This is a genomic window from Streptomyces spinosisporus (assembly GCF_022698145.1).
In the GTDB taxonomy this organism is placed as follows: Bacteria; Actinomycetota; Actinomycetes; order Streptomycetales; family Streptomycetaceae; genus Streptomyces; species Streptomyces spinosisporus.
Map to the genome: position 1 here is coordinate 371,251 of NZ_JALDAX010000007.1, position 19,806 is coordinate 391,056.

A 19,806-nucleotide genomic window follows, 5' to 3' on the forward strand; every position below is an offset into this window, starting at 1 on the left:
CCGCCCCGGTCAGCGGGTCAGGGCCGCGATGCGCAAGGGCACCGGGCCCGGGGGAGCGGGCTGGGGCGCCTCGTCGAGGCGGCTGATCTCCGTCCACCAGGACGAGCCCTCCTCGATGTGGCGCAGCAGGATGCCCTCGCGGATCGCCCACGGGCAGATGCTGACCGTCTTCAGGCCGGTCAGCTTCATCGCGGTGTGTCCGACCACCGCACCGGCCAGGCTCTGCCGGGCGCGCGGCGCCGAGATGCCGGGCAGCCGGGCGCGTTCGGCGGCGGGCAGGGCCGCGAGCCGGTCGATCGCCACTCGCAGGTCTCCGCGCCGCATCTGCCGCGGCACGAACGGCCCCTGCCGCCCCGGTGCCGCCCCGCACAACCGCCCCAGCTGCTGGAACGTACGGGAGGTGACCACCGCGGTGCGCGGGCCCTCCCAGCGGATCCGTGCCGCCACGTCGCGCAGCTGGTGACGGACCTTGCGGCGCAGCGCCCGCACCTGGTCCGGCGAGGGCGGGCCGTCCTCCGCGAAGAACTCATGGGTCAGGCGTCCCGCGCCGAGCGGCAGCGAGGCCACGAAGTCCGGCACCCGGCCGCGTCCGAAGGCCACTTCGAGGGAGCCGCCGCCGATGTCCAGCAGGGCCAGCGGCCCCGACTGCCAGCCCATCCAGCGCCGTGCCCCGAGGAAGGTGAGCTCGGCCTCCAGCTCGCCCGGCAGGGTGCACAGCGCCACGCCGGTCCGCGCGCGTACGGTCCGCAGCACGTCGTGGCGGTTGGGGGCGGCCCGTACGACGGCGGTGGCGAAGGCCGACGGGGCGGCGGCGCCCCAGCGGGTCGCGGTACGGCTCGCCTCGCTCACCGCGTCGACGAGCCGCTCGACGCACTCGTCCGGAACACGGCTGCCGGGCCTGACCTGTTCGGACAGCCGCAGCCGCCATTTCGCGGTGTGCACCGGCAGCGGAACCCCACCGTCCGCGTCCGCCACCACGAGCCGGACCGTGTTCGAGCCCACATCCACCAGGCTGAGTCTCATGGGCCTGTGGGTACCCATGTGTATACGAACCAATCACACACCGTGCCCGCGTCCGACGCCGGGCGCACGGAAGGGGCCGCCGTCTCCCTGCTGACGGCGGCCCCTGGGACCTGTGCGGCTCGGTCCGGTCGGATCACATGTGGACGACGGGTGCGGCGTCCGCGTCCTGCTCCGGAACCCCGCGGCGGTAGAGCAGGAAGGCGATCACCGCGCCGGCGGCGAACAGCCCCGCCGACCACCAGAAGGCGGTGGTGTAGCTCTCGATAGTCGACTGGGCCTGCACCAGCTTGTTCGTCGGGTCCTTGCCGGCCAGATAGTCGGTCGCGGCGCTCGCGGCCAGGGTGTTCAGCAGTGCCGTACCGATCGAACCACCCACCTGCTGCATGGCGTTGACCGTGGCGGAGGCGACCCCCGCGTCCTCGGCCGCCACCCCGCCGGTGGCCAGCTGCATCGCGGCCGGCATCACCAGACCGAGGCCGACGCCGGTCACGATCAGCTGCGGCAGCACCGCGCCGGCATAGCTGGAGCCGATGCCGATCCCGGTCAGCCAGGCCATGCCGACCGCGGCGATCGCGAAGCCCAGCGGGACGATCGCCTTCGGCCCGATCCGCGGCACCAGGGTGGTGGTGCCGAGCTGCGCCGCCACCATCAGCGCACCGACCATCGGCAGGAAGGCGACACCGGTCTTGGTGGGGCTGAAGCCGAGGTTCAGCTGCAGGTAGTAGGTGAGGAAGAGGAACACGCCGAACATGCCGCCGGCGGAGATCAGCACGGCGAGGAAGGAGGCCGAGCGGTTGCGGTCGAGCAGGATGCGCAGCGGCAGCAGCGGGTGCGCGGCCCGGGTCTGCCACCAGGCGAAGGCCGCCAGCAGTATGCCGCCCGCGATCAGGAAGCCCCAGGTCAGGGGCGAACTCCAGTCGTGCGTCTCGGCGTTGGAGAATCCGTAGACGAGGGAGAACAGACCGGCGGCGACGAGCACCGTGCCCGGCACGTCCAGCTTGGCGCTCTGCGCGTCGCGGTGGTTGGTCAAGAGCAGCCAGCCGCCCACGAAGGCCACGACGGCGATCAGCACGTTCACGTACAGCGTCCAGCGCCAGTCGAAGGCGTCGGTCAGGACGCCGCCGAGCAGCAGGCCCACCGCGCCGCCGGCACCGGCGATGGCGCCGTAGACGCTGAACGCGCGCGCCCGTTCGCGGGCGTCGGTGAACGTGGTGTTGAGCAGGGAGAGCGCGGCGGGAGCGAGCAGTGCGCCGAAGGCGCCCTGGAGGGCGCGTGCGGTGACGAGCATCCCGAAACCGCTCGCGGCACCGCCGAGCGCGGACACCGCGGCGAAGCCGACGACGCCGACGAGGAAGGCGGTCTTGCGGCCGAACAGGTCGGCGATACGGCCGCCGAGCAGCAGCAGGGAGGCGAAGGCCAGGGCGTAGGCGGTGACGATCCACTGCCGGTTGCCGTCGGAGAAGCCGAGATCGGCCTGGGCCGACGGCAGGGCGATGTTCACGATGGTGGCGTCGAGCACCACCATCAGCTGGGCGACGGCGACGACCGCGAGGATCCACCACCGCTTCTGCGACGCCGCGGACGGCGCCTCGACCGCACCCTGCTGGGTGTCGTCGGTCAGGGTCTTGTGGGACATGGGAGAACCACTCCAGGGAAGTCGTTCGAGTGCTGCCTAAACGAAACTGTTTCGTACACGTCGAGGCTAAATCACTCCGAGCGAAACGGCAACGTTTCGCTGGACGTGACGATCGTCATTTATTCCTTGACGGGAATATAACTGTGGAGGCATATTAAGGCCATGTCCGACGGCGCTCTCTGGTCCGCTCTCGCCGACCCTCACCGCAGGGCCATCGTCGCGCTGCTCCTGGAGCGGCCGCGGCCCGTGGGCGAGATCGTGGAGGCATGCGGTCTGAGCCAGCCCAGCACCTCCAAACATCTGAAGGTGCTGCGGGAAGCGGGGCTGGTCCGGGTGCGGCAGGACGCGCAGCGCCGCGTCTACGCCCTCGACCCGGCCCCGATCGCCGAACTCGACGCCTGGCTCGCGCCCTACCGCAAGCTCTGGAACCGCAGCCTGGACGCGCTGGGCCGGCGACTGGACGAGACGGCGCCGGACGATCCCGAGGAGGACTGATCTGTCATGGCCGCTGATCTCACCGGCACCTATCTGACCCTGGACGACGGCCGCCCGGCCGTCCGCTTCAGCCGCACCTACGACCATCCCATCGAGCGCGTCTGGCAGTTCGTGACGGACGCCGAGGAGCTCGCCCGCTGGTTCCCCTCACGCGCCGAGATCGATCCGCGCCCGGGCGGCACCATCACCTTCAGCGGCGACCCGAACATGCCGGAGTCCACGGGCCGCGTGCTGGCGCTCGACGAGCCGCGCCGTCTCTCCTTCGAGTGGGGCGGCGACGAACTGCACTTCGACCTTCAGGCGCTGGACGACAAGCGCACCCGGTTCACCCTCACCCATGTCCTCCGGGCCGCCGACACCGCGGCCCGCAACGGCGCGGGCTGGGAGGTGTGCCTGGCCGCCCTGGACGCACTCGCCCGGAACGAGCGGTTCGAGGGGCCGCACGCCGGGGCGGGCGCACCGTGGAAGGAGTTCTACGCCGCCTACCTCGACGCCGGTGTGCCGTCCGGGGCCCCCGTTCCCGGACTGGACTGACCCGTCCCGGGACCTGACCGACCCGTCTCCCGGGACCGGAGCGGTCCCTCACGCCATCTGACGCCGCACCAGCTCGTGCAGCCGCCCGCCCGTGTCCGCGAGCAGCTGCGCGGGCGGGCCCTGCTGGGCGATCCTGCCGTCCTCCATCACGATCACGCGGTCGGCGTCCAGCACGGTCGACAGCCGGTGCGCGATGACCACGCGGGTGGCGTTCAGCGCCTTGGTGGACTCGATCACCGTGCGCTGCGTCTCGTTGTCGAGCGCGCTCGTCGCTTCGTCGAAGAAGAGAATGCGAGGCCGCCGGATCAGCGCCTGCGCGATCATCAGGCGCTGCCGCTGGCCGCCGGAGACCGCACCGCTGCCCGAGACGATCGTGTGCAGACCCATCGGCATCCGCTTGATGTCCTCGGCGAGCCCCGCCATCTCGGCCGCCGCCATCGCCTCCTCCGGCGTGTACGGCTCGGTCCCGCAGATGACGTCCAGGATGGAACCGGTGAACGGCTGCGCGTGCTGCAGCACCACACCGCACTGCCGGCGCACCGCCGACTGGTCGAGCGCGGACAGGTCCTGGCCGTCGTACAGAACACTCCCCGAGACCGGCTTGTCGAAGCCGATCAGCAGTCTGAGCAGGGTCGACTTGCCGCAGCCACTGGGCCCGACGATGGCCACGAACTCGCCCGGACGCACCTCGAAGGACAGGTCGTCCAGGACGAGCGGACCGTCGTCGGAGTACCGGAACGACAGCCGCCGGGCCTCGATCGCACCGGTCAGCGGACCCGGCCGGGTACTGCCCGTGCGCACCTCGGGCGTCGCCTCGAACACCGGCTTGATCTGCTCGAAGAGCGGCGTCGCGGCCACCACGGAGACGAACGCACCGGTCAGCTGGGTGACCGAGGTCAGCACCATCGTCACCGAGGTGTTGAAGGTGAGGAACGCGGCCGCCGACATCACCCCGCGCGCCGGACCCGCCAGCAGCATGAACATCAGCAGGGTGCACAGCGGCAGATACACCGCGCCCATCACCGTGGTGAGGTTCTTGATCCGCCCCACCTTCTGCTGCAGTTCACGGCTGTGCGCGAACTGCGAGGCCCACGCCGCGTAGGCGTAGTTCTCGGCCGCCGCCACCCGGAGCTTCGGCAGCCCCCGCAGGGTCTGGAACGCCTGGTTGTTCAGCTTGTTGCCGAGCACGACCAGCTTGCGCTGCCAGCGCACCTGCCACAGGCCGAGCCCGAGGAAGACGGCCGCGATGACGACGAGCATCCCGATCGCCGCGAAGGCCATCGAGGGGCTGTACCAGAACAGCAGCCCCAGGTTCATCGCACCGATCGTCACCGACTGCGCGACAACGGGTCCCACTCCCGCCATCAACCGGCGCATCGCGCTGATGCCCATGGCCGCGCTGGCCAGTTCGCCGGTCGAGCGTTCCGTGAAGAACTTGGTCGGCAGTCTCAGCAGCCGGTCCCAGACGGCCGGCTGGAGCGTGGCCTCGATCCGGCCCTCAAGACGCAGAATGGTGAGGTTCTCCAGCAGCATGAACGCCGCCGCCACCACGCTGGTCAGCATCACGGCCAGACAGACCTGGGCGATCAGGTTCGTCTGCGCCTTCGGCACGAACTCACCGAGCACCTTGCCGGTCGCGATCGGCACCAGCGCACCGATCGCCACCGTCACCAGACCACTCATCAGCAGATTGGTGAGGTCGCCGCCGGTGCCCCGCATCGTGAACCGCAGCAGCCGCAGCGGACTGAGGGCGCGGTCCGGCAGCGGGCGGTAGAACATCACCGCGCGCGGCTCGAACTCCTCCGCGTTGGCCTTCTCGATCGGTGTCTCACGACCGGTCGCGGGATGGACGGCGACATAGCCGCCACGCCGCCACAGCAGCGCGACCGGCGCACCCGACAGCGCCCGGTGGCCCACCAGCGGACCGACGTTGTCCCGCCACCAGCGGCCCTCCAGACGCACCGCCCGGGTGCGGACGCGGGAGGCGATCGCCACCAGCTCCACCGGGTCGAGGCGGTCGTTCCCGGTGCCGCTCTGCGCGGGTTCCGCCAGCTCGATCCCGGCCGCGTCGGCCACCAGCTTGCACGCCGCGTACGAGGCGTCGGCGTCGGCGGCCGTGGTGCGCTTGGACGAGGACTTGCCGATGGAGGCGAGCAGGGTGCGGTCCGCCTGCGCCCGAACCGCCTCACCGGCCTTGATGCCGGCCGCCGTCCGCGTCTCGTGCGTGCGCTCCAGCTGCTCGATCCAGCGGTCCAGCGTGGTCAGCAGCCGGTACTCCTGGTCGACCATGCTCTGCCAGACCGCCGGGTCCATCAGCAGGTCGGCCGCCGCCTCGGCGCCGTACAGGGAGCCGTACTGGACACTGCCCGGCGGCACCTGCATCCAGAACACGTCGTCGTCGGTCAGCTCGGCGGCGCGGTCGTTCGCCATCGGCGCCTGGAAGAGGATGGACAGACTGCGGCCGACGCCGAGGGCGAGCGCGTACTCCAGCGGGCTCGTCTGCGGCGGGACGTACTGAGGATTGCCGTACTCGTCGTACGACCACGTCTGGGTGTTGGCCGGCTGGTACAGCTCGCGCAGTCCGATGCGGTGCACCACGCAGTCGCGCAACGGGCGGGCCACCAGGGTGTGCTGGGGGCCCGGGACCGGGCCGAGCAGCAGCGAGCCGGGCTCCAGGCGGCCGAGGTGGTGCCAGTGGCCCTGCTGGACCGCGTCCACCGCGAACAGGTCCAGGCTGCCGGACACGACCAGCCACAGCACCTGCGGGCCTTCCAGGTCGAGCCGGTTCAGGCCCGTGCAGTCGATGCGGGAGCCCATGGACCCGAGCGCACCGAGGACCAGGTCGCCTTCCTGAGAGGTCGTCATCTCACCGTTCCCTGACCAGCGCGGCGTACGCGCCGCCGCGCGCCACCAGGTCCTCGTGCCGTCCGCGTTCCACGATCGTGCCGTGCTGCAGCACCACGATCTCGTCGCTGTCGCGCACCGTGCTCAGCCGGTGCGCGATCACCACACAGGCGCAGCCGCGCCGGCGCAGGTTGTCCATCACCGCCAGCTCGGTCTCGGCGTCCAGGGCACTGGTCACCTCGTCGAGCACCAGAATGCTGGGCCTGCGCACCAACGCCCGTGCGATCTCCAGGCGTTGGCGCTGCCCGCCGGAGAAGTTGCGGCCGTCCTGCTCCACCGTGCTGTGGATGCCGCCGGGACGGCGCATCACCACGTCGTACAGCGCCGCGTCCCGCAGCGCCTCGACCACGGCCTCGTCGGGGATCGACGGGTCCCACAGCGCGACGTTGTCGCGGACCGAGCCCTCGAAGAGGAAGACCTCCTGGTCGACGAAGGACACCGAGGAGGCGAGCGCGCCGCGCGGGATGTCCTCCAGGCGCCGCCCGTCGATGCGGATCACGCCCTCCCAGGGGGTGTACAGACCCGAGATCAGCCGGGACACGGTGGACTTGCCGCTGCCCGAACCGCCGACCAGGGCGACCTGCTGACCGGGCCCCACCGTCAGGTCGAAGCCGGTGAGCAGCGGCTTGTCGAGCGGGTTGTAGCCGAAGGAGATGTTCTGCAGCTCGACGTGCCCGTGCAGACGGCGCGTGGAGTCGCCGGAGCCCGGGCGGCCGTAGAGCGGGTCGGCCTGGAAGTTCTCGACGTCCTTGAGGCGGGCCACGTCGGCGGCGAAGTCCTGGATGCGGCCCGCGACGCCGTTCAGGCGGGTGATCGGCGCGGTGAAGCGGGTGACCAGCGACTGGAAGGCGACCAGCAGGCCCACCGAGATGCCGCCCTCGACCGCGCGCATGCCGCCGATCCACAGGATCACCGCACTGTTCAGCGAGGCCAGCGTCGGCGCGACCACGCCGAGCCAGGCGCTCGGCACACCGAGGCGCTGCTGCTCCTCCAGCGTGGTGGCGTGCTGCCCGGCCCACTTGCGGAAGTAGCCGTCCTCGCCGCCGGTCGCCTTCATCGTCTCGATCAGCTGCAAACCGGTGTAGGCGGTGTTGGTGAGCCGTGCGTTGTCGGCGCGCAGCTTGGCCGTCCGGGTCGCACGCAGCCGGATGACGACCCGCATCGCGACGATGTTGAGCAGGGCGACACCGATGCCGACGAAGGTGAGTTCGGGATCATAGGTGTAGAGCAGGACCGCGTAGAGCACCACGACCACGCAGTCCACGCCGGCCGCCGCGAGGTCACGGGCCAGCGTCTCGGCCACCTGGTCGTTGGACTGCAGCCGCTGCACCAGGTCGGCCGGGCTGCGCTGGGAGAAGAACGTCACCGGCAGCCTGAGCAGATGGCGCAGGAAGCGGGCGCTGGAGAGAGTGGAGGAGATGATGCGGCCGTGCAGCAGGTTCGACTGCTGCAGCCAGGTCAGCAGCACCGTCAGCAGTACGCATGCGCCCATCGACGCGAACAGCACGCCCAGCAGCGAGGTCTGGCCGCCGATCAGGAACTCGTCGATGTAGGTACGGCTGAGCGCCGGCACCGCCGCGCCGACCAGCACCAGCAGCAGGCTCGCCAGCACGGCGGCGGGCATCGTGCCCGCGGTGCCGCGCAGCCGGGCCGGCATCGCGCCCAGGATGCCGGGCTTGCGGCCGCCCTTGGTGAAGCCGTCGCCGGGCTCCATCACCAGCACGACGCCGGTGAAGCTGCCGTCGAAGTCCTCCATGGGCACGAAGCGGCGGCCCTTGCCGGGGTCGTTGATGTAGACGCCGCGGCGGCCGAAGCGGCGCCCCATGCCGTCGTAGACGACGTAGTGGTTGAACTCCCAGAACAGGACGGCCGGCGTCTTCACCTCGGCGAGGGCGGCCGTGTCCATCTGCATGCCCTTGGCGGTCAGGCCGTAACTGCGCGCCGCCTTCAGCAGGTTGCTGGCGCGCGAGCCGTCCCGCGAGACGCCGCACGCGATGCGCAGCTCCTCCAGCGGGACGTGCTTGCCATAGTGGCCGAGGACCATGGCGAGGGAGGCGGCGCCGCACTCGACGGCCTCCATCTGCAGGACCGTCGGCGTGCGCACGGTCTTCGACTTTCCCGTGGGCACGGGGCGCTTGGGAGGAGCGGCGCGTCGCCTGCTCCGCGTCTCCTGTGCGGTGCTCACGGCAGCAGCCAATCGACGGGACGCTGATCGGTCAGCCGGATCGAACCCGAGGCCATGGTCATGGACGAGAGCCGGAACGGCGGCCCGTCCTTGGACGACCACTTGTAACCGCTCTTCGTGCTCGACGACTTGTCCAGTTCGACCAGTACGGCCACCGGGCGGCCCTTCTTGGTGAACTGCTCGCCCAGCTGGCTGTCGCCGAGGAAGGCGGCGATCTGCTGGGAGGACTGTGCGGAACGGTCCACCGACTTCACATGGCCGCGCAGCACGCCGTACGTCTGCGTGGGCACCGACGAGACGGTCAGGTCCACGGCGGCGTCGGCCGGGATGGAGGCCGCGTTCTCGGCGGGGACGTAGACGGTTGCGTAAAGGGGGTCGTCGGCCTTGGCGACCTTCTCCACGGCGGCGACGTTCGCGCCGGTCTGGATGATCTGGCCGATGGTGGCGGCAAGGCCGGTGATCCGGCCCGCGGCGACCGTGCGCACGACGGTCGAACCCTGGGCCGTCTTGACCTTCAGGACCGGGGCGTCGGCCGGCAGCCGCTCGCCCTGCTTCGCGAGGACCGCGGTGACCTGGCCCGCGACCGGGCTCTGCAGGATGTAACTGCCTTCGCCGTGCGTGAGGATGGCGGGCGCGCCGACCGTCGAGGCGACCGAACCCGTCACCGCCCACACGGACGCGGCGGCCATCGCGACCACCGTCACGGACAGCACGAGCCAGCCCTGCGGGCGGGCGAAGCGCACCGGAAGATCGAGCTCCTCCGGCGACTGGAGCTTGGCGAGGGCCTGTTGGCGGAACTGCACGGAAACTTTCCCTCACCTGAAAACGAGAGAGGACCGGCTCGCGGGAGCCGGCTGTGTCGAGACAACCGAAGGCCCCGGAGCCGCGACACGACTCCGGGACTCGACGATCACAAAAGGTGCGATCAGAGACCGGCGACCAGGTTGGTGACCGGAGCGGTGCTCAGGCCGGTCACACCCTCGACGGTGCCGACAGCGGTGTCGACGATGCCGGAAACCGGGGCAATGCCGTCCAGGGCGCCCGTGACGGTGTTGACCGCGTTCACGGAGAGGCCGCCGGAGACGTTGTCGAGCTCGGCGTCGGAGATCTCGACGGTCTCGACACGGGGGGTGGAGTTCATGATGGAACTTCCCTTCGTATGGATATTCACAAGGGGGGAGCGGCCCCCCTCTGGGGGACAGAGCGACGGCCGCGACCGCGAGCGCCGGGCGCCCGTTGCCGGGAACCCTTCGCGGCCCCCGCGGTGCGATGGATCAAAGCACGCTGCGGGGCCGCGCTTCCAATCAACCATGCGTCTCACCAGGCAACTTGGACCACAGGGGCACCGATCGGTGCAGGGGTGCGCACGAATCTGTGGCGACTTCTTCACATGCGTCACGGCATTGCTTCGTCCGCGGCCTTGCCGGTGCGTCGGCGAATCAGACACTCCCGTCACAACGGCGTGGCGCAAGGCGTGTGCGTGTGCAGATCCCTCGTGCTCGGTGACCCCGGTGCGTAGTGGCTGTGCAGATTGGTTGAAGCTTGGATTCAGAACCGTGTTCTGGACGGGGTGTGGTCGTTCGACTGCGGACCGTGAAGGTGGATCACCTCAGCCGAGCAGCGCGTAGACCGTGCTCGCGCGCGCGGCCAGTGCCCCCGATGCCGCGTCCGTCATCGTGATGTCCGCGAACGCCATCCGGCGGCCCAGCTTGGTGAGCACCGCCTCGATCAGGACATCCGAACCGGTTACCGCGCGCTGGAACGACGTGGACTGCTGAACCGTCGTCATGGGCACGAACGCCCCGCGCGCCGCCGACACCGCGATCACGGTGGCCGTGTCGGCGGCGGCCATCAGCGCCTGCCCCGACAGCCCGCCGCCCTCCCGGGAGAGCCGGTCCGACCAGGGCAGTCGCAGCGTCGCCCGGTCGTCGCCCAATGCCTCGGTCGTCAGGCCCAGTTCGAGGACCCAAGGGGCGAAGTTGGCGGAGAGGACCTTGTCGGCCTCGGCGGTGGTCATCGTCATATGGGCGATTGTTCCCCGGGCCGGCCCGCCGGACGCGGCACATGGCCGATTCGGCATCGGGCAGAGCGAGTTGGCAAACGGAATTGAACGCACCGCGCGGCCCGTGCGTACCAACAGCCATCCAGGCGCCCGAACAGAACCGCTGCCGAACGGCGGCACACAGACTCCGGTCCCCCCAGGAGGTCGAGAAGCTTGAGTCACAAGCGAATTCCGAAGCGCAAGGCCGCGATCGCGGCAGGCAGCGTCGTGGCGCTCGGCGCGGCCGCCATCCTGTTGCCGAACGCGAACGCGTCGCAGGACGGCTCGTCGACCGACGCCGCCCCCAGGACCATGAAGGCGACCGACGCCTCGGATCTCGCCGCGCAGCTTCAGGACATGCTCGGTCAGGCCTTCGCCGGTTCGTACTACGACGCGGACAGCCGGCAGCTTGTCGTCAACGTCATATCGGGCGACGACAACAACGTGGTCGTCCAGGCGAAGAAGGCGGGCGCGAAGGTCCGCGAGGTCGGCAACAGCCTGGCCGCGCTGAAGGCGGGCGCGCAGACCCTGAAGGCCAAGGCGACCATCCCCGGCACCGCCTGGGCGGTCGACCCGAAGACCAACAAGCTCGCGGTCACCGCCGACAGCACGGTCACCGGCGCCAACTGGGACAGACTGACATCGACGGTCAAGAGCCTCGGTGACGGCATGGCCACCGTGAAGAAGAGCTCCGGCACCTTCAAGACGCTCGTCTCCGGCGGCGACGCCATCTTCGCCCAGGCGGAGGGCGGCACCGTCCGCTGCTCCCTCGGCTTCAACGTGACCGCGAGCGACGGCAGTCCGGCCTTCCTGACGGCCGGTCACTGCGGCGTGGCCGCCCAGCAGTGGTCCGACTCCGAGACCGGCCAGCCCATCGCCACGGTCGACCAGGCCACCTTCCCCGGCGAGGGCGACTTCTCCTTGGTGAAGTACGACGACCCGGCCACCCAGGCGGCGAGCGAGGTCAACACCGGCGAGGGCCAGGCCGTCCAGATCACCCAGGCCGCCGAGGCCACCGTAGGCGAGCAGGTCTTCCGGATGGGCAGCACCACCGGGCTGCACGACGGCACGGTCACCGGCCTCGACGCCACGGTCAACTTCCAGAGCGAGACCGACCCGAACGGCGTCGACACCGTCACCGGCCTCATCCAGACCGACGTCTGCGCCGAGGCCGGCGACAGCGGCGGCTCCCTGTTCACCCAGGACGGCAGCGCGGTCGGCCTGACCTCCGGCGGCAGCGGCGACTGCACCAACGGCGGCGAGACCTTCTTCCAGCCGGTCACCACCGCGCTGCAGGCCACCGGCGCGACGCTCGGCGACGGCGGCGCGGGCGCCGGTGACCAGGGCGGCGCGGCCGACCCGTCCGCCTCGGCGGGCGACCAGGCCGGCGGCGGCGACGCGGTGGGCGGCGGCGACGCGGGCGCGACCGCCGACCCGTCGGCCACCGCGAGCGACGGAGCCGGCGACCAGTCCGGTGCCGGTGCGGGCGACGAGGCCGGTGCGGGCGACCAGTCCGGTGCAGGCGACGGCTCGTCCTCCCTCACCGAGACCCACTGATCGGCCGGTTCGACGTTGGCAGTGGACGGTCCGGCTCTCCGGCGGGAGGGCCGGACCGTTGCCATGTCACCTCGGTCTCCTCAGGTCTCGGTGCGGGCCCGCAGGAGCAGCAGCGCCACGTCGTCGAGCCGTTCGCGTGCCGCCGGGCTGTGCGCCACGAGATGGTCGGCCAGATCGTCCAGGGGCAGTTCCCCGGCCTCCGCGAGCCGTCGGCCGAGTTCGGCGAGCGCGTCCTCGATGTCGGTGCCGGGGGACTCGATCAGCCCGTCCGTGTAGAGCGCCAGGACCGAACCGGGCGCGAGGTCGACCTCCGTCGTGGGATAGCCGGCCGAGCCGTCGATGCCGAGCAGCGGGCCGCCCGCGAGATCCAGCACCCGCACCCGCCCGTCGGGGCGTCTGAGCAGCGGCGGCGGATGACCCGCACGGGCCATCACGGCCCGCCCGCGCGCGGGATCGAGCCGCAGATACAGACAGCTCGCGAACAGATCGGCGCCGAGGTCGATCAGCAGCTGGTTGGTGCTGCGCATGACCTCCTCCGGCGCCTGCCCGACCGTCGTGTACGCGCGCACCGCGGTGCGGATCTGTCCCATCAGCCCGGCCGCGGTCACGTTGTGCCCCTGCACGTCGCCGATCACCGCCGCGGCCACGCCCCGCGAGGACACCATGTCGTAGAAGTCCCCGCCGATCTCCATGCCGTGCGTGGCGGGCAGATAGCGGGCGGCCGCCTCCAGGCCGGGCAGCGTCGGCAGCGAGTGCGGCAGCAGGGCGGCCTGCAGCCCGTGCGCCAGCTGGTGCTTGGCGTCGTAGAGCATGGCACGCTCCAGGGCCTGGGCGATGAGTCCGCCCAGGCTCGTCAGCACCGCCCGCTCGTCTGCGGGGAACGGATGCGGCTCGGCGTAGGCGAGCACACAGGTGCCCACCGGGCGGCCCGAGGCGATCAGCGGCAGATACGCCCAGGCCGCGAAGCCGTCGGGGGTTTCGTGCCGCCGGGGATACAGCCGCTCCAACTGCTCCTGCGATTCGAAGAAGGCGGGCACCCCGGTGTTCAGGGCGTGGGTGCCCGGTGTCGGCTCCGCCAGCGGCAGCCCGTCGAACCGCTCCACGAGATGCGGATCCTCATATCCACGATGCCCCAGCACATGCAGCCGTCCCGCCCGGGAGCCGAGGACCACCAGCGCCTGGCTGCCGACGGCCGGGACGATCTCGTCCGCGACCAGCTGCACCACGTCCTGCACCCCCGCGGCCTCGGTCAGCGCGCCCGCCAGGGTCAGCACCTGGGAGATGGTGACCAGCCGGGAGGGGGTCTCGTCCGGCTGCGGGGCGGCCCGGTGCATCTCCGCCACCGCCCTGGCCCGGGTGACCCGTACGGTGAGCCCGGTCGTGGTCGGGTACAGCCGGAACGACAGCCAGGCCCCGGGCGGGCGCAGCGCCACGAACGACGTGGACTGCTGGCTGAACAGCGCGCCACGGTAGCGGTCCTCGTAGACGGGGTCGTTCAGCCAGGGCACCGACGCCCACAGCTGGGTGCCCAGCAGGCGGCTGACGGGAAGGCCGATCAGCTCGGCCGCCGCCGCGTTGGCGAAACTGACCCGCCCGTGCAGATCGAGCGAGCACAGCCCGTACGGCAGCCGCGACACCATCCGCGCCGCCTCCACCGAACCCAGCGAACCCGCCACGTTGCCCATCGCCGGCACGCCGAGCAGATCGGGCTCGTGCAGCAGCGGACGGCTCTCGTCCAGGGCACGCTCCAGGCGTAGCGCGAGCCGGTCGCAGGCCGCGGTCAGATGCTCGCGCTCCCGGTCGGACAGCACCGGCGGATGGCCTCCGGGCCAGGTCACATAGATCGCGCCGTACGTCGTCGTCTCCGTCGCCACCGGCAGCGCGGCCAGCGAGAAGTGGTACGGCAGCACGACGGCTATCCGCGGATAGCGGCGCGCCATCTCCTCCTCGCCACCCACCCACACCAGCCGGCGCTCCCGCACGGCGTCGGCCACCGGGATGGGTGCGCTCAGGCCCACCCGCTCCCAGGGAGCGGCGAAGGCGCGCGGCAGTCCCGCCACCACGGCCATCTCCAGGACGGGCTCGCCGGGCGCCAGCAGATACACCGCGCCGGAGTGCGCGTGGACCTCGTCCATCATCGAGGCCAGCGCCAGGGACAGCAGCGGCCGGCCCACCCGCGTCCTCGAGGTCGCCGGCACCTGCGCGGACCTGTGTCCGTCGGACACGCCGACCACCTCCTCGCACAGCCGAAGGGGCGCGTCCCAGGGCCAAATCTGCCCTGTGACGGCCGGTCGCGCACGGCGAGCGGCCGCCACGGCGCCGCACGGTCCGGCGCGGAGGCACCCCGGCACGGTGAAGCAGGAGCACCCCGGCACGGTGAAGAACGGGTGGGTACCCCCTCTGCCCGCGACGATTCCCCCCCCGGCCGCCGCGCGCCGGGATGCGGCCTACGGGGGTGCGAACCCCGGCGCCCGTAATGGCCGGAACTTCGCGCCCCTCGGGTGGTCATGGACGCGAAGAATGGGCACGCGTTCACCATTGATATGACCGGCGGACGGAAAACTGAGGGGCGGGCAGTGATCCGGGTATTACTGGTGCACGATGCGTGTCTGGTGCGATCGGTTCTGGCGGAGTGGCTGAGGCGGGAGCCGGATCTCCGCGTGGAGGACACCCCCTGGCGGGGCGCGCCCGGCCGGGCGCGGCTGCTGCGGCCCGATGTCTGCGCCGCGGACCTCGAAGTCGACTCGTACGGCGTTCCACCCCTGGGCGAACTGACCTCGCGGGGCCCGGACGGGTCACGCCCCAGGCTCCTCGTGCTGGCCAGCGCGCACCGGCCCGGGCTGCTGAAACGGGCCATCGAGGCGGGGGCGCTGGGCTACGTCGACAAGGAGGGCGCGCCCGATCACCTCGTGCGGGGGATACGGCGGGTCGCCGCGGGCGAACGCTTCGTCGACGACTCCCTCGGCTACGGCTTCCTCAAGGCCGCCGAGATGCCATTGACCAGGCGCGAGCTGAGCGTGTTATCCCTCGCCGCCGAGGGCGCGTCGGTCGCGGAGATCGCCGGCAGTCTCCACCTTTCCCACGGAACCGTGCGCAACTACGTGGCGGCCATCACCCGCAAGACCGGGGCCCGCAACCGCATCGACGCGATCCGCATCTCGCAGGGGGAAGGCTGGCTGTGAGGGTGTCGGCGGCCCCCAGTTGCCGACGAGCTCCCGGTACAGCGGTGAGGTCTCCAGCAGCTCGTCGTGGGTGCCGTACGCCGTGCCGCGTCCGTCCATGACCAGCACACGATCCGCGCGCCTGGCCGAGCTGATGCGATGGGCGACGACCACGAGAGTGCCGCCCGGCCGCCGCGCGAAGGCACGCTCCGCACGCTCCTCGGCCTGCGGGTCCAGATGACAGGTCGCCTCGTCGAGCAGGGCGAGCGGGGCGTACGACAGATACGCCCGGGTCAGCGCGATCAGCTGGCGCTCACCGGCGGAGAGCACCGCGGGGTCGACCTCGGCGCCGAGACCACCGAGCCTCGCCAGCAGCGGACCGAGCCCGACCGCGTCGGCCGCCGCGACCAACTCCCCCTCGGGCGCCGGCTCCTGCCTCAAATGGGCAAGGTTGTCGGCAACGGTCCCGGTGAAGACGTACGCCTCCTGCGGAATGAGCACACGATGCCGCGCGGCCTCGACGGACGGAACGGGAGCCCCACCGACCCGAATCCTCCCGCACCGGGGCACCAGCACCCCCGCGATCAGCGCAGTGAGCGTCGACTTCCCAATACCACTGGGCCCGACGACGGCCAGATGGGAGCCGGGGGCGAGGGTGAGGTCGAGGTCCTTCATAACGGGGGTCGCGTCCGGGCCGTAGGCGAAGGTTACGGAGGTGAGGGAGAGGGTGGGGGTGGGGGTGATGGGGTGTTCGGTGGTGGGCGGAGGGGGTTCGGGGGTGGGTGGTGGGGTTTTGGGTGGGGGTGCCGGGGAGTCGGGCGCAGCCTCGGACTCGGGTGCCGGGATCTCGGGCGGACCCTCGGACATGGACGTCGGCGCTAGTCGGCGCAGCACCACCGTCAGGCGTGAGCCGCTTGTGCCCAGGCCGTGGATGAGGTTGGTGAGGGCCGGGAGCAGGGACTGGGTGACGTAGGCGAGTGCGCCGACCAGGGCGCCCGCGGTGACCCCGTGGGCCAGCAGCCAGGGCGCGGTGGCGAGCAGCAGCACGATCGGGAGGTGGCCGCCGAGCGCGAGTGCCGCCACGCGGATGACGCCCCAGCGGGCGAGAGCGCGGGCGGCGCGCAACTCGGCGTCGACGCGTACGCCCACGTCGGCGGCGATCACCTCCTCCGCACCGGTGGCCGTGATGTCCCGCAGCCCCGGGCACACCTCGCCCAGGCGTTCGGCCAGCGCCTCGTCGGCGACGAGAAAGGCCTCCTGCCGACGGGCCAGTGGCCGCAGCGACGCCACGAAGAGGACGACTCCGGCCACGAGCGGCGGCCCTACCGCCGCCAGCAGCATCGGGGCGAGCGAGAACAGCCCGACCAGCGCCCCCACGGCCGTGAACACGAACGACCGCGACACCATCACCAGCCCGGCGAAGGTCTCCCGTGCGATCTCCACCTGCTGGGTGAGCCCCGACAGCGCCCCGCCGTCGGCCCGACGCACCCCGCGCTCGACCACACCCTCGACGAGCCGGTCCCGCAGGGGTTCGACGAGCGAGGCCACGGCCGCGTAGACCCGCCCGGTCCCGTACGCCCCCACCACGACCCCGAGCCCGGCCACCCCGAGCCAGGCAAGCCCGACATCCGCCCGCCCGGCCAGGAACCCCGCATCGAGGGCGCGCGCGGGGGCGTACCCGGTGAGGAAGGTCTGCACCGTCTCCAGCACGGACCAACAAACAAGCCGAAGGAGCACCCCTCGCCTCAACCACAGAAACCGCAGCCCACGCACGCAAAGCCCGTCGTGACCCGCCCGCCGCCACACCCTGCGGGTCTCAGCGGCCTCCCGCTGCCGCGTCCCGCGAGTCGTGCCGGGCTCCCGTCGCCGTGCCCCACGGGTCTCGGCGTCTTCCCGCTGCTGCGTATCGCGGGGCGTGCCTGCGCCTTGTTGCTGTGTCCCGCGGGTCGTATCGGGCTTCCGCCGCCACATCCCGCGGGCCGTGATGGCCTCCCACTGCGGCCCGCGCCTCACGTTGGCCTCCCGTCCTTGCGTCCCGCGGGTCTCGGCGGCCTGCCGCTGCTGCGTATCGCGGGGCGTGCCTGCGCCTTGTTGCTGTGTCCCGCGGGTCGTGCCGGGCTTCCGCCGCCACATCCCGCGGGTCTTGGACGCCTCCAGCTGCGTCCTGCGCCTCACGTTGGCCTCCCGTTCTTGCGCCCCGCGGGTCCTGGCGGCCTCCCGCTGCGTTCCGCGCCTCACGCTGGCCCCCGCTGCTGCGTGTCGCGAGTCGTGCCGGGCTTTCCGTCGCCGCGTCCGGCCGGTCTTGGCGGCCCCTCGCTGTGTCCCGCGAGTCGTGCCGGGCTTCCGCCGCCACATCCCGCGGGGTTTCGGCGGCCCCCCGCTGCATCCTGGGCCTCACGCTGGCCTCCCGGCCCTGCATCCCGCGGGTAACGCCGACCCCTCGTCGCCGCATCCCGCACCTCAAGCCGCCCCCTCATCGCCACACCCCCGTGTCATACCGGTACCCCCAAGCCGCCCCACCCCGCGGCCTCACCCCGACCCCCCCCATCCCCAAACACCGCCCGATACCCCTCCACCCGCCACAGCTCCGCATGTGTCCCCACCGCCCGCACCCTCCCGTCCTCCAGCCAGGCCACCGCGTCCGCCCGGGCCGCCGTGGCGGCTCGGTGGGCGATGAGTAGGCGGGTGGTGTGGGTGGCGTGGGTCAGGAGGGTGGCCGTGATCTGGGCCTCCGTCACTGTGTCGAGGCTGGAGAGGGCGTCGTCGAGGATGAGGAGGCGGCCGTCGTGGGCGAAGGCGCGGGCCAGGCCCAGGCGTTGGGACTCGCCGCCGGAGCGGGGGGCTTCGGCGCACGGTGTGGCCCAGCCGTTCGGAAGGCGCCGTACGAAGTCGTCCGCGCACGCGAGGCGGGTCGCCTCGCGGACGGTCGCGGGGGAGAGGGGACCAGGCCCGAGGGCGATCGCGTCCTCGATGGTGGTGCCGAGGAGCGCGGGGCGTTCGAAGGCGTATCCGACGGATCGGCGCAGGTCGTGACGGCTCAGCTCACGCAGTGGCACCCCGTCGAGCAGCACCTCGCCCGCGTCCGGGTCGGCCAGCCGCCCGGCGATCGCGGCGAGGAGCGACTTGCCGGTGCCGGAACGGCCGACCACCGCGAGGGTCGTGCCCCCGGGGACGACCAGGTCGACGCCGTCGAGGACGGTACGGTCGCCGCGCCGGACCGTCACACCCCGCAGCTCCAACTGCCCCGGCCCCGGCGGCAGTCGGCGGTCTCCGTGGACCGTGGCCGGTTCCGTCAGGACCTCGCCGAGGCGCCCGGCGGCCGCCCGGGCCCGGGCCAGACTCGCGAACTGGCCGACCATCAGGCCGACTCCGGTCGCCAGGACCGCGTACCGCGAGGCCGCCAGCACCTCACCGACCGACAGCCGGTGCCGGGCGAGGAACAGCCCGGCCACGGCGACGACCGCGAGCTGCAGCAGCGGCGCCACGGTCATCGCCTGCGCCGCGGCCCGCCCCTGCACCCGCCACATGCGGTGCCCCGCGCGCGACAGGTCCGGCAGCGGCCGCAGGATCCGCGCGGCATCCTTGTGTGCCGTGCCCGCCGCCTCGATGGTGCGGTGACCGGCGATCGCCTCCGCCAGCGCGCCGGCGATCCGCCCCTGCACCCGCTGGTAGTCGGCCACACAGCGGGTCGTGTCACGGGTGAAGGCACGCAGCAGGAGAGCCAGCACCGGTGCCCCGGTCAGGAACACGGCCGCCAGCCACGGGTCGATCAGCCCGAGGGCCACCACGCCCCCCACGGGACCGGCGAACGCGGCGAGCAGCGCGGCGCGCGCGGCCGGGGCCGTACCGGCCTGGGAGGCGTTGCCGACGAGCCGCGCGACGAGGTCACCGGGACCGAAGCGATCCACGGCGCGCGGGCCCGTGGCCAGCACATGACCGGTCAGCCGCCGCCGCAGCCACGCCGTGGTCCGGGCGTCGACGGTGCCGGTGAGCACGGTCTCGCACGCGTCGAGCAGGGCGGCCAGCAGCACCAGTGCCGCGCAGTACAACACCCAGCGGCCCGCAGGGGCGTGGGCCAGCAGCAGGTCGAGGGTGCGGCCGAGCGCGGCCGGCAGCAGCAGGGCGGCACCGGCGGACGCCGCGCCGACCAGGCACAGGGCCGCGCACCGGATGCCACTGTGCCGGGCGGAGCGGTTCAGCACGGCAGTAGTGGGATCTGCGGCGCGCGTCGTCAAGGTCGTCATCCGTCCGCCGCCTCGCATCCGGAATC

At 72.0% G+C, this 19,806-nt stretch carries 13 protein-coding genes and 1 pseudogene; 4 read left to right on the forward strand and 10 right to left on the reverse strand.

All coding sequences use genetic code 11. From position 1 onward, the window contains the following. Positions 1-9 precede the first annotated feature (9 nt). Together MQN93_RS21195 and MQN93_RS21200 are read right to left on the reverse strand one after the other, a co-directional pair. Positions 10-1,023: a Ppx/GppA family phosphatase gene (locus tag MQN93_RS21195; RefSeq protein WP_016430722.1), complete on the reverse strand. Its 1,014-nt coding sequence runs from the start codon at positions 1,021-1,023 to the stop codon at positions 10-12. Between the two features lie 133 nt (positions 1,024-1,156). Beyond that, positions 1,157-2,659 (reverse strand): MFS transporter, encoded by a 1,503-nt coding sequence (locus tag MQN93_RS21200; protein ID WP_016430721.1) that lies wholly within the window; start codon positions 2,657-2,659, stop codon positions 1,157-1,159. A gap of 162 nt (positions 2,660-2,821) precedes the next feature. Between MQN93_RS21200 and MQN93_RS21205 the strand changes: the two genes are divergently transcribed. After that, positions 2,822-3,154 (forward strand): ArsR/SmtB family transcription factor, encoded by a 333-nt coding sequence (locus MQN93_RS21205; RefSeq protein WP_016430720.1) that lies wholly within the window; start codon positions 2,822-2,824, stop codon positions 3,152-3,154. Between the two features lie 6 nt (positions 3,155-3,160). Continuing rightward, a complete protein-coding gene (locus tag MQN93_RS21210) occupies positions 3,161-3,688 on the forward strand; it encodes an SRPBCC family protein (RefSeq protein WP_242710792.1) in 528 nt (175 codons plus the stop codon). 48 nt (positions 3,689-3,736) lie between these two features. Here the strand turns inward: MQN93_RS21210 and MQN93_RS21215 are convergent, their stop codons facing one another. The 5 genes from MQN93_RS21215 to MQN93_RS21235 form a co-directional block, all read right to left on the reverse strand. Next, entirely contained in the window at positions 3,737-6,553 is a 2,817-nt protein-coding gene (locus tag MQN93_RS21215; RefSeq protein WP_242710793.1) for an NHLP bacteriocin export ABC transporter permease/ATPase subunit, read from the reverse strand. Between the two features lies 1 nt (position 6,554). Next, positions 6,555-8,777 carry an NHLP family bacteriocin export ABC transporter peptidase/permease/ATPase subunit gene (locus MQN93_RS21220; protein WP_242710794.1) on the reverse strand — a complete coding sequence of 741 codons (2,223 nt, stop codon included), beginning with the start codon at positions 8,775-8,777 and terminating at the stop codon, positions 6,555-6,557. Next, positions 8,774-9,580: an HlyD family efflux transporter periplasmic adaptor subunit gene (locus tag MQN93_RS21225; protein ID WP_016430716.1), complete on the reverse strand. Its 807-nt coding sequence runs from the start codon at positions 9,578-9,580 to the stop codon at positions 8,774-8,776. Before MQN93_RS21225 ends, MQN93_RS21220 begins: the two co-directional genes overlap by 4 nt. Positions 9,581-9,702: 122 nt before the next feature. Then, complete coding sequence (locus MQN93_RS21230) at positions 9,703-9,918, reverse strand: hypothetical protein (RefSeq protein WP_016430715.1); 216 nt, start codon at positions 9,916-9,918, stop codon at positions 9,703-9,705. Between the two features lie 468 nt (positions 9,919-10,386). Continuing rightward, entirely contained in the window at positions 10,387-10,800 is a 414-nt protein-coding gene (locus tag MQN93_RS21235) for a PaaI family thioesterase (RefSeq protein ID WP_242710795.1), read from the reverse strand. A gap of 192 nt (positions 10,801-10,992) precedes the next feature. On the opposite strand from MQN93_RS21235, the gene MQN93_RS21240 reads away from it, so the two are divergent. Further along, positions 10,993-12,375: a S1 family peptidase gene (locus MQN93_RS21240; RefSeq protein ID WP_242710796.1), complete on the forward strand. Its 1,383-nt coding sequence runs from the start codon at positions 10,993-10,995 to the stop codon at positions 12,373-12,375. A gap of 80 nt (positions 12,376-12,455) precedes the next feature. Here MQN93_RS21240 and MQN93_RS21245 read toward each other — a convergent pair whose 3' ends face one another. Beyond that, positions 12,456-14,609: a PP2C family protein-serine/threonine phosphatase gene (locus MQN93_RS21245; RefSeq protein ID WP_372504411.1), complete on the reverse strand. Its 2,154-nt coding sequence runs from the start codon at positions 14,607-14,609 to the stop codon at positions 12,456-12,458. Between the two features lie 309 nt (positions 14,610-14,918). Here MQN93_RS21245 and MQN93_RS21250 point away from each other — a divergent pair. After that, positions 14,919-15,473 (forward strand): annotated as a pseudogene (locus MQN93_RS21250) (LuxR C-terminal-related transcriptional regulator); the annotation flags it as partial. On the opposite strand, the gene MQN93_RS44235 reads toward MQN93_RS21250, so the two are convergent. Next, positions 15,396-17,891: an ATP-binding cassette domain-containing protein gene (locus MQN93_RS44235; RefSeq protein ID WP_505016693.1), complete on the reverse strand. Its 2,496-nt coding sequence runs from the start codon at positions 17,889-17,891 to the stop codon at positions 15,396-15,398. The pseudogene MQN93_RS21250 and the gene MQN93_RS44235 sit on opposite strands and share 78 nt — an antisense overlap. A 137-nt stretch (positions 17,892-18,028) precedes the next feature. After that, complete coding sequence (locus MQN93_RS21260; protein ID WP_242710798.1) at positions 18,029-19,780, reverse strand: ATP-binding cassette domain-containing protein; 1,752 nt, start codon at positions 19,778-19,780, stop codon at positions 18,029-18,031. Between the last annotated feature and the right edge of the window lie 26 nt (positions 19,781-19,806).

Bases quoted from the DNA above. Each gene is read 5' to 3' on its own strand.
- MQN93_RS21195 (WP_016430722.1), bottom strand. From the start codon at position 1,023: ATGAGACTCAGCCTGGTGGATGTGGGCTCGAACACGGTCCGGCTCGTG.
- MQN93_RS21200 (WP_016430721.1), bottom strand. From the start codon at position 2,659: ATGTCCCACAAGACCCTGACCGACGACACCCAGCAGGGTGCGGTCGAG.
- MQN93_RS21205 (WP_016430720.1), top strand. From the start codon at position 2,822: ATGTCCGACGGCGCTCTCTGGTCCGCTCTCGCCGACCCTCACCGCAGG.
- MQN93_RS21210 (WP_242710792.1), top strand. From the start codon at position 3,161: ATGGCCGCTGATCTCACCGGCACCTATCTGACCCTGGACGACGGCCGC.
- MQN93_RS21215 (WP_242710793.1), bottom strand. From the start codon at position 6,553: ATGACGACCTCTCAGGAAGGCGACCTGGTCCTCGGTGCGCTCGGGTCC.
- MQN93_RS21230 (WP_016430715.1), bottom strand. From the start codon at position 9,918: ATGAACTCCACCCCCCGTGTCGAGACCGTCGAGATCTCCGACGCCGAG.
- MQN93_RS21235 (WP_242710795.1), bottom strand. From the start codon at position 10,800: ATGACGATGACCACCGCCGAGGCCGACAAGGTCCTCTCCGCCAACTTC.
- MQN93_RS44235 (WP_505016693.1), bottom strand. From the start codon at position 17,891: ATGTGGCGGCGGAAGCCCGGCACGACTCGCGGGACACAGCGAGGGGCC.
- MQN93_RS21260 (WP_242710798.1), bottom strand. From the start codon at position 19,780: ATGACGACCTTGACGACGCGCGCCGCAGATCCCACTACTGCCGTGCTG.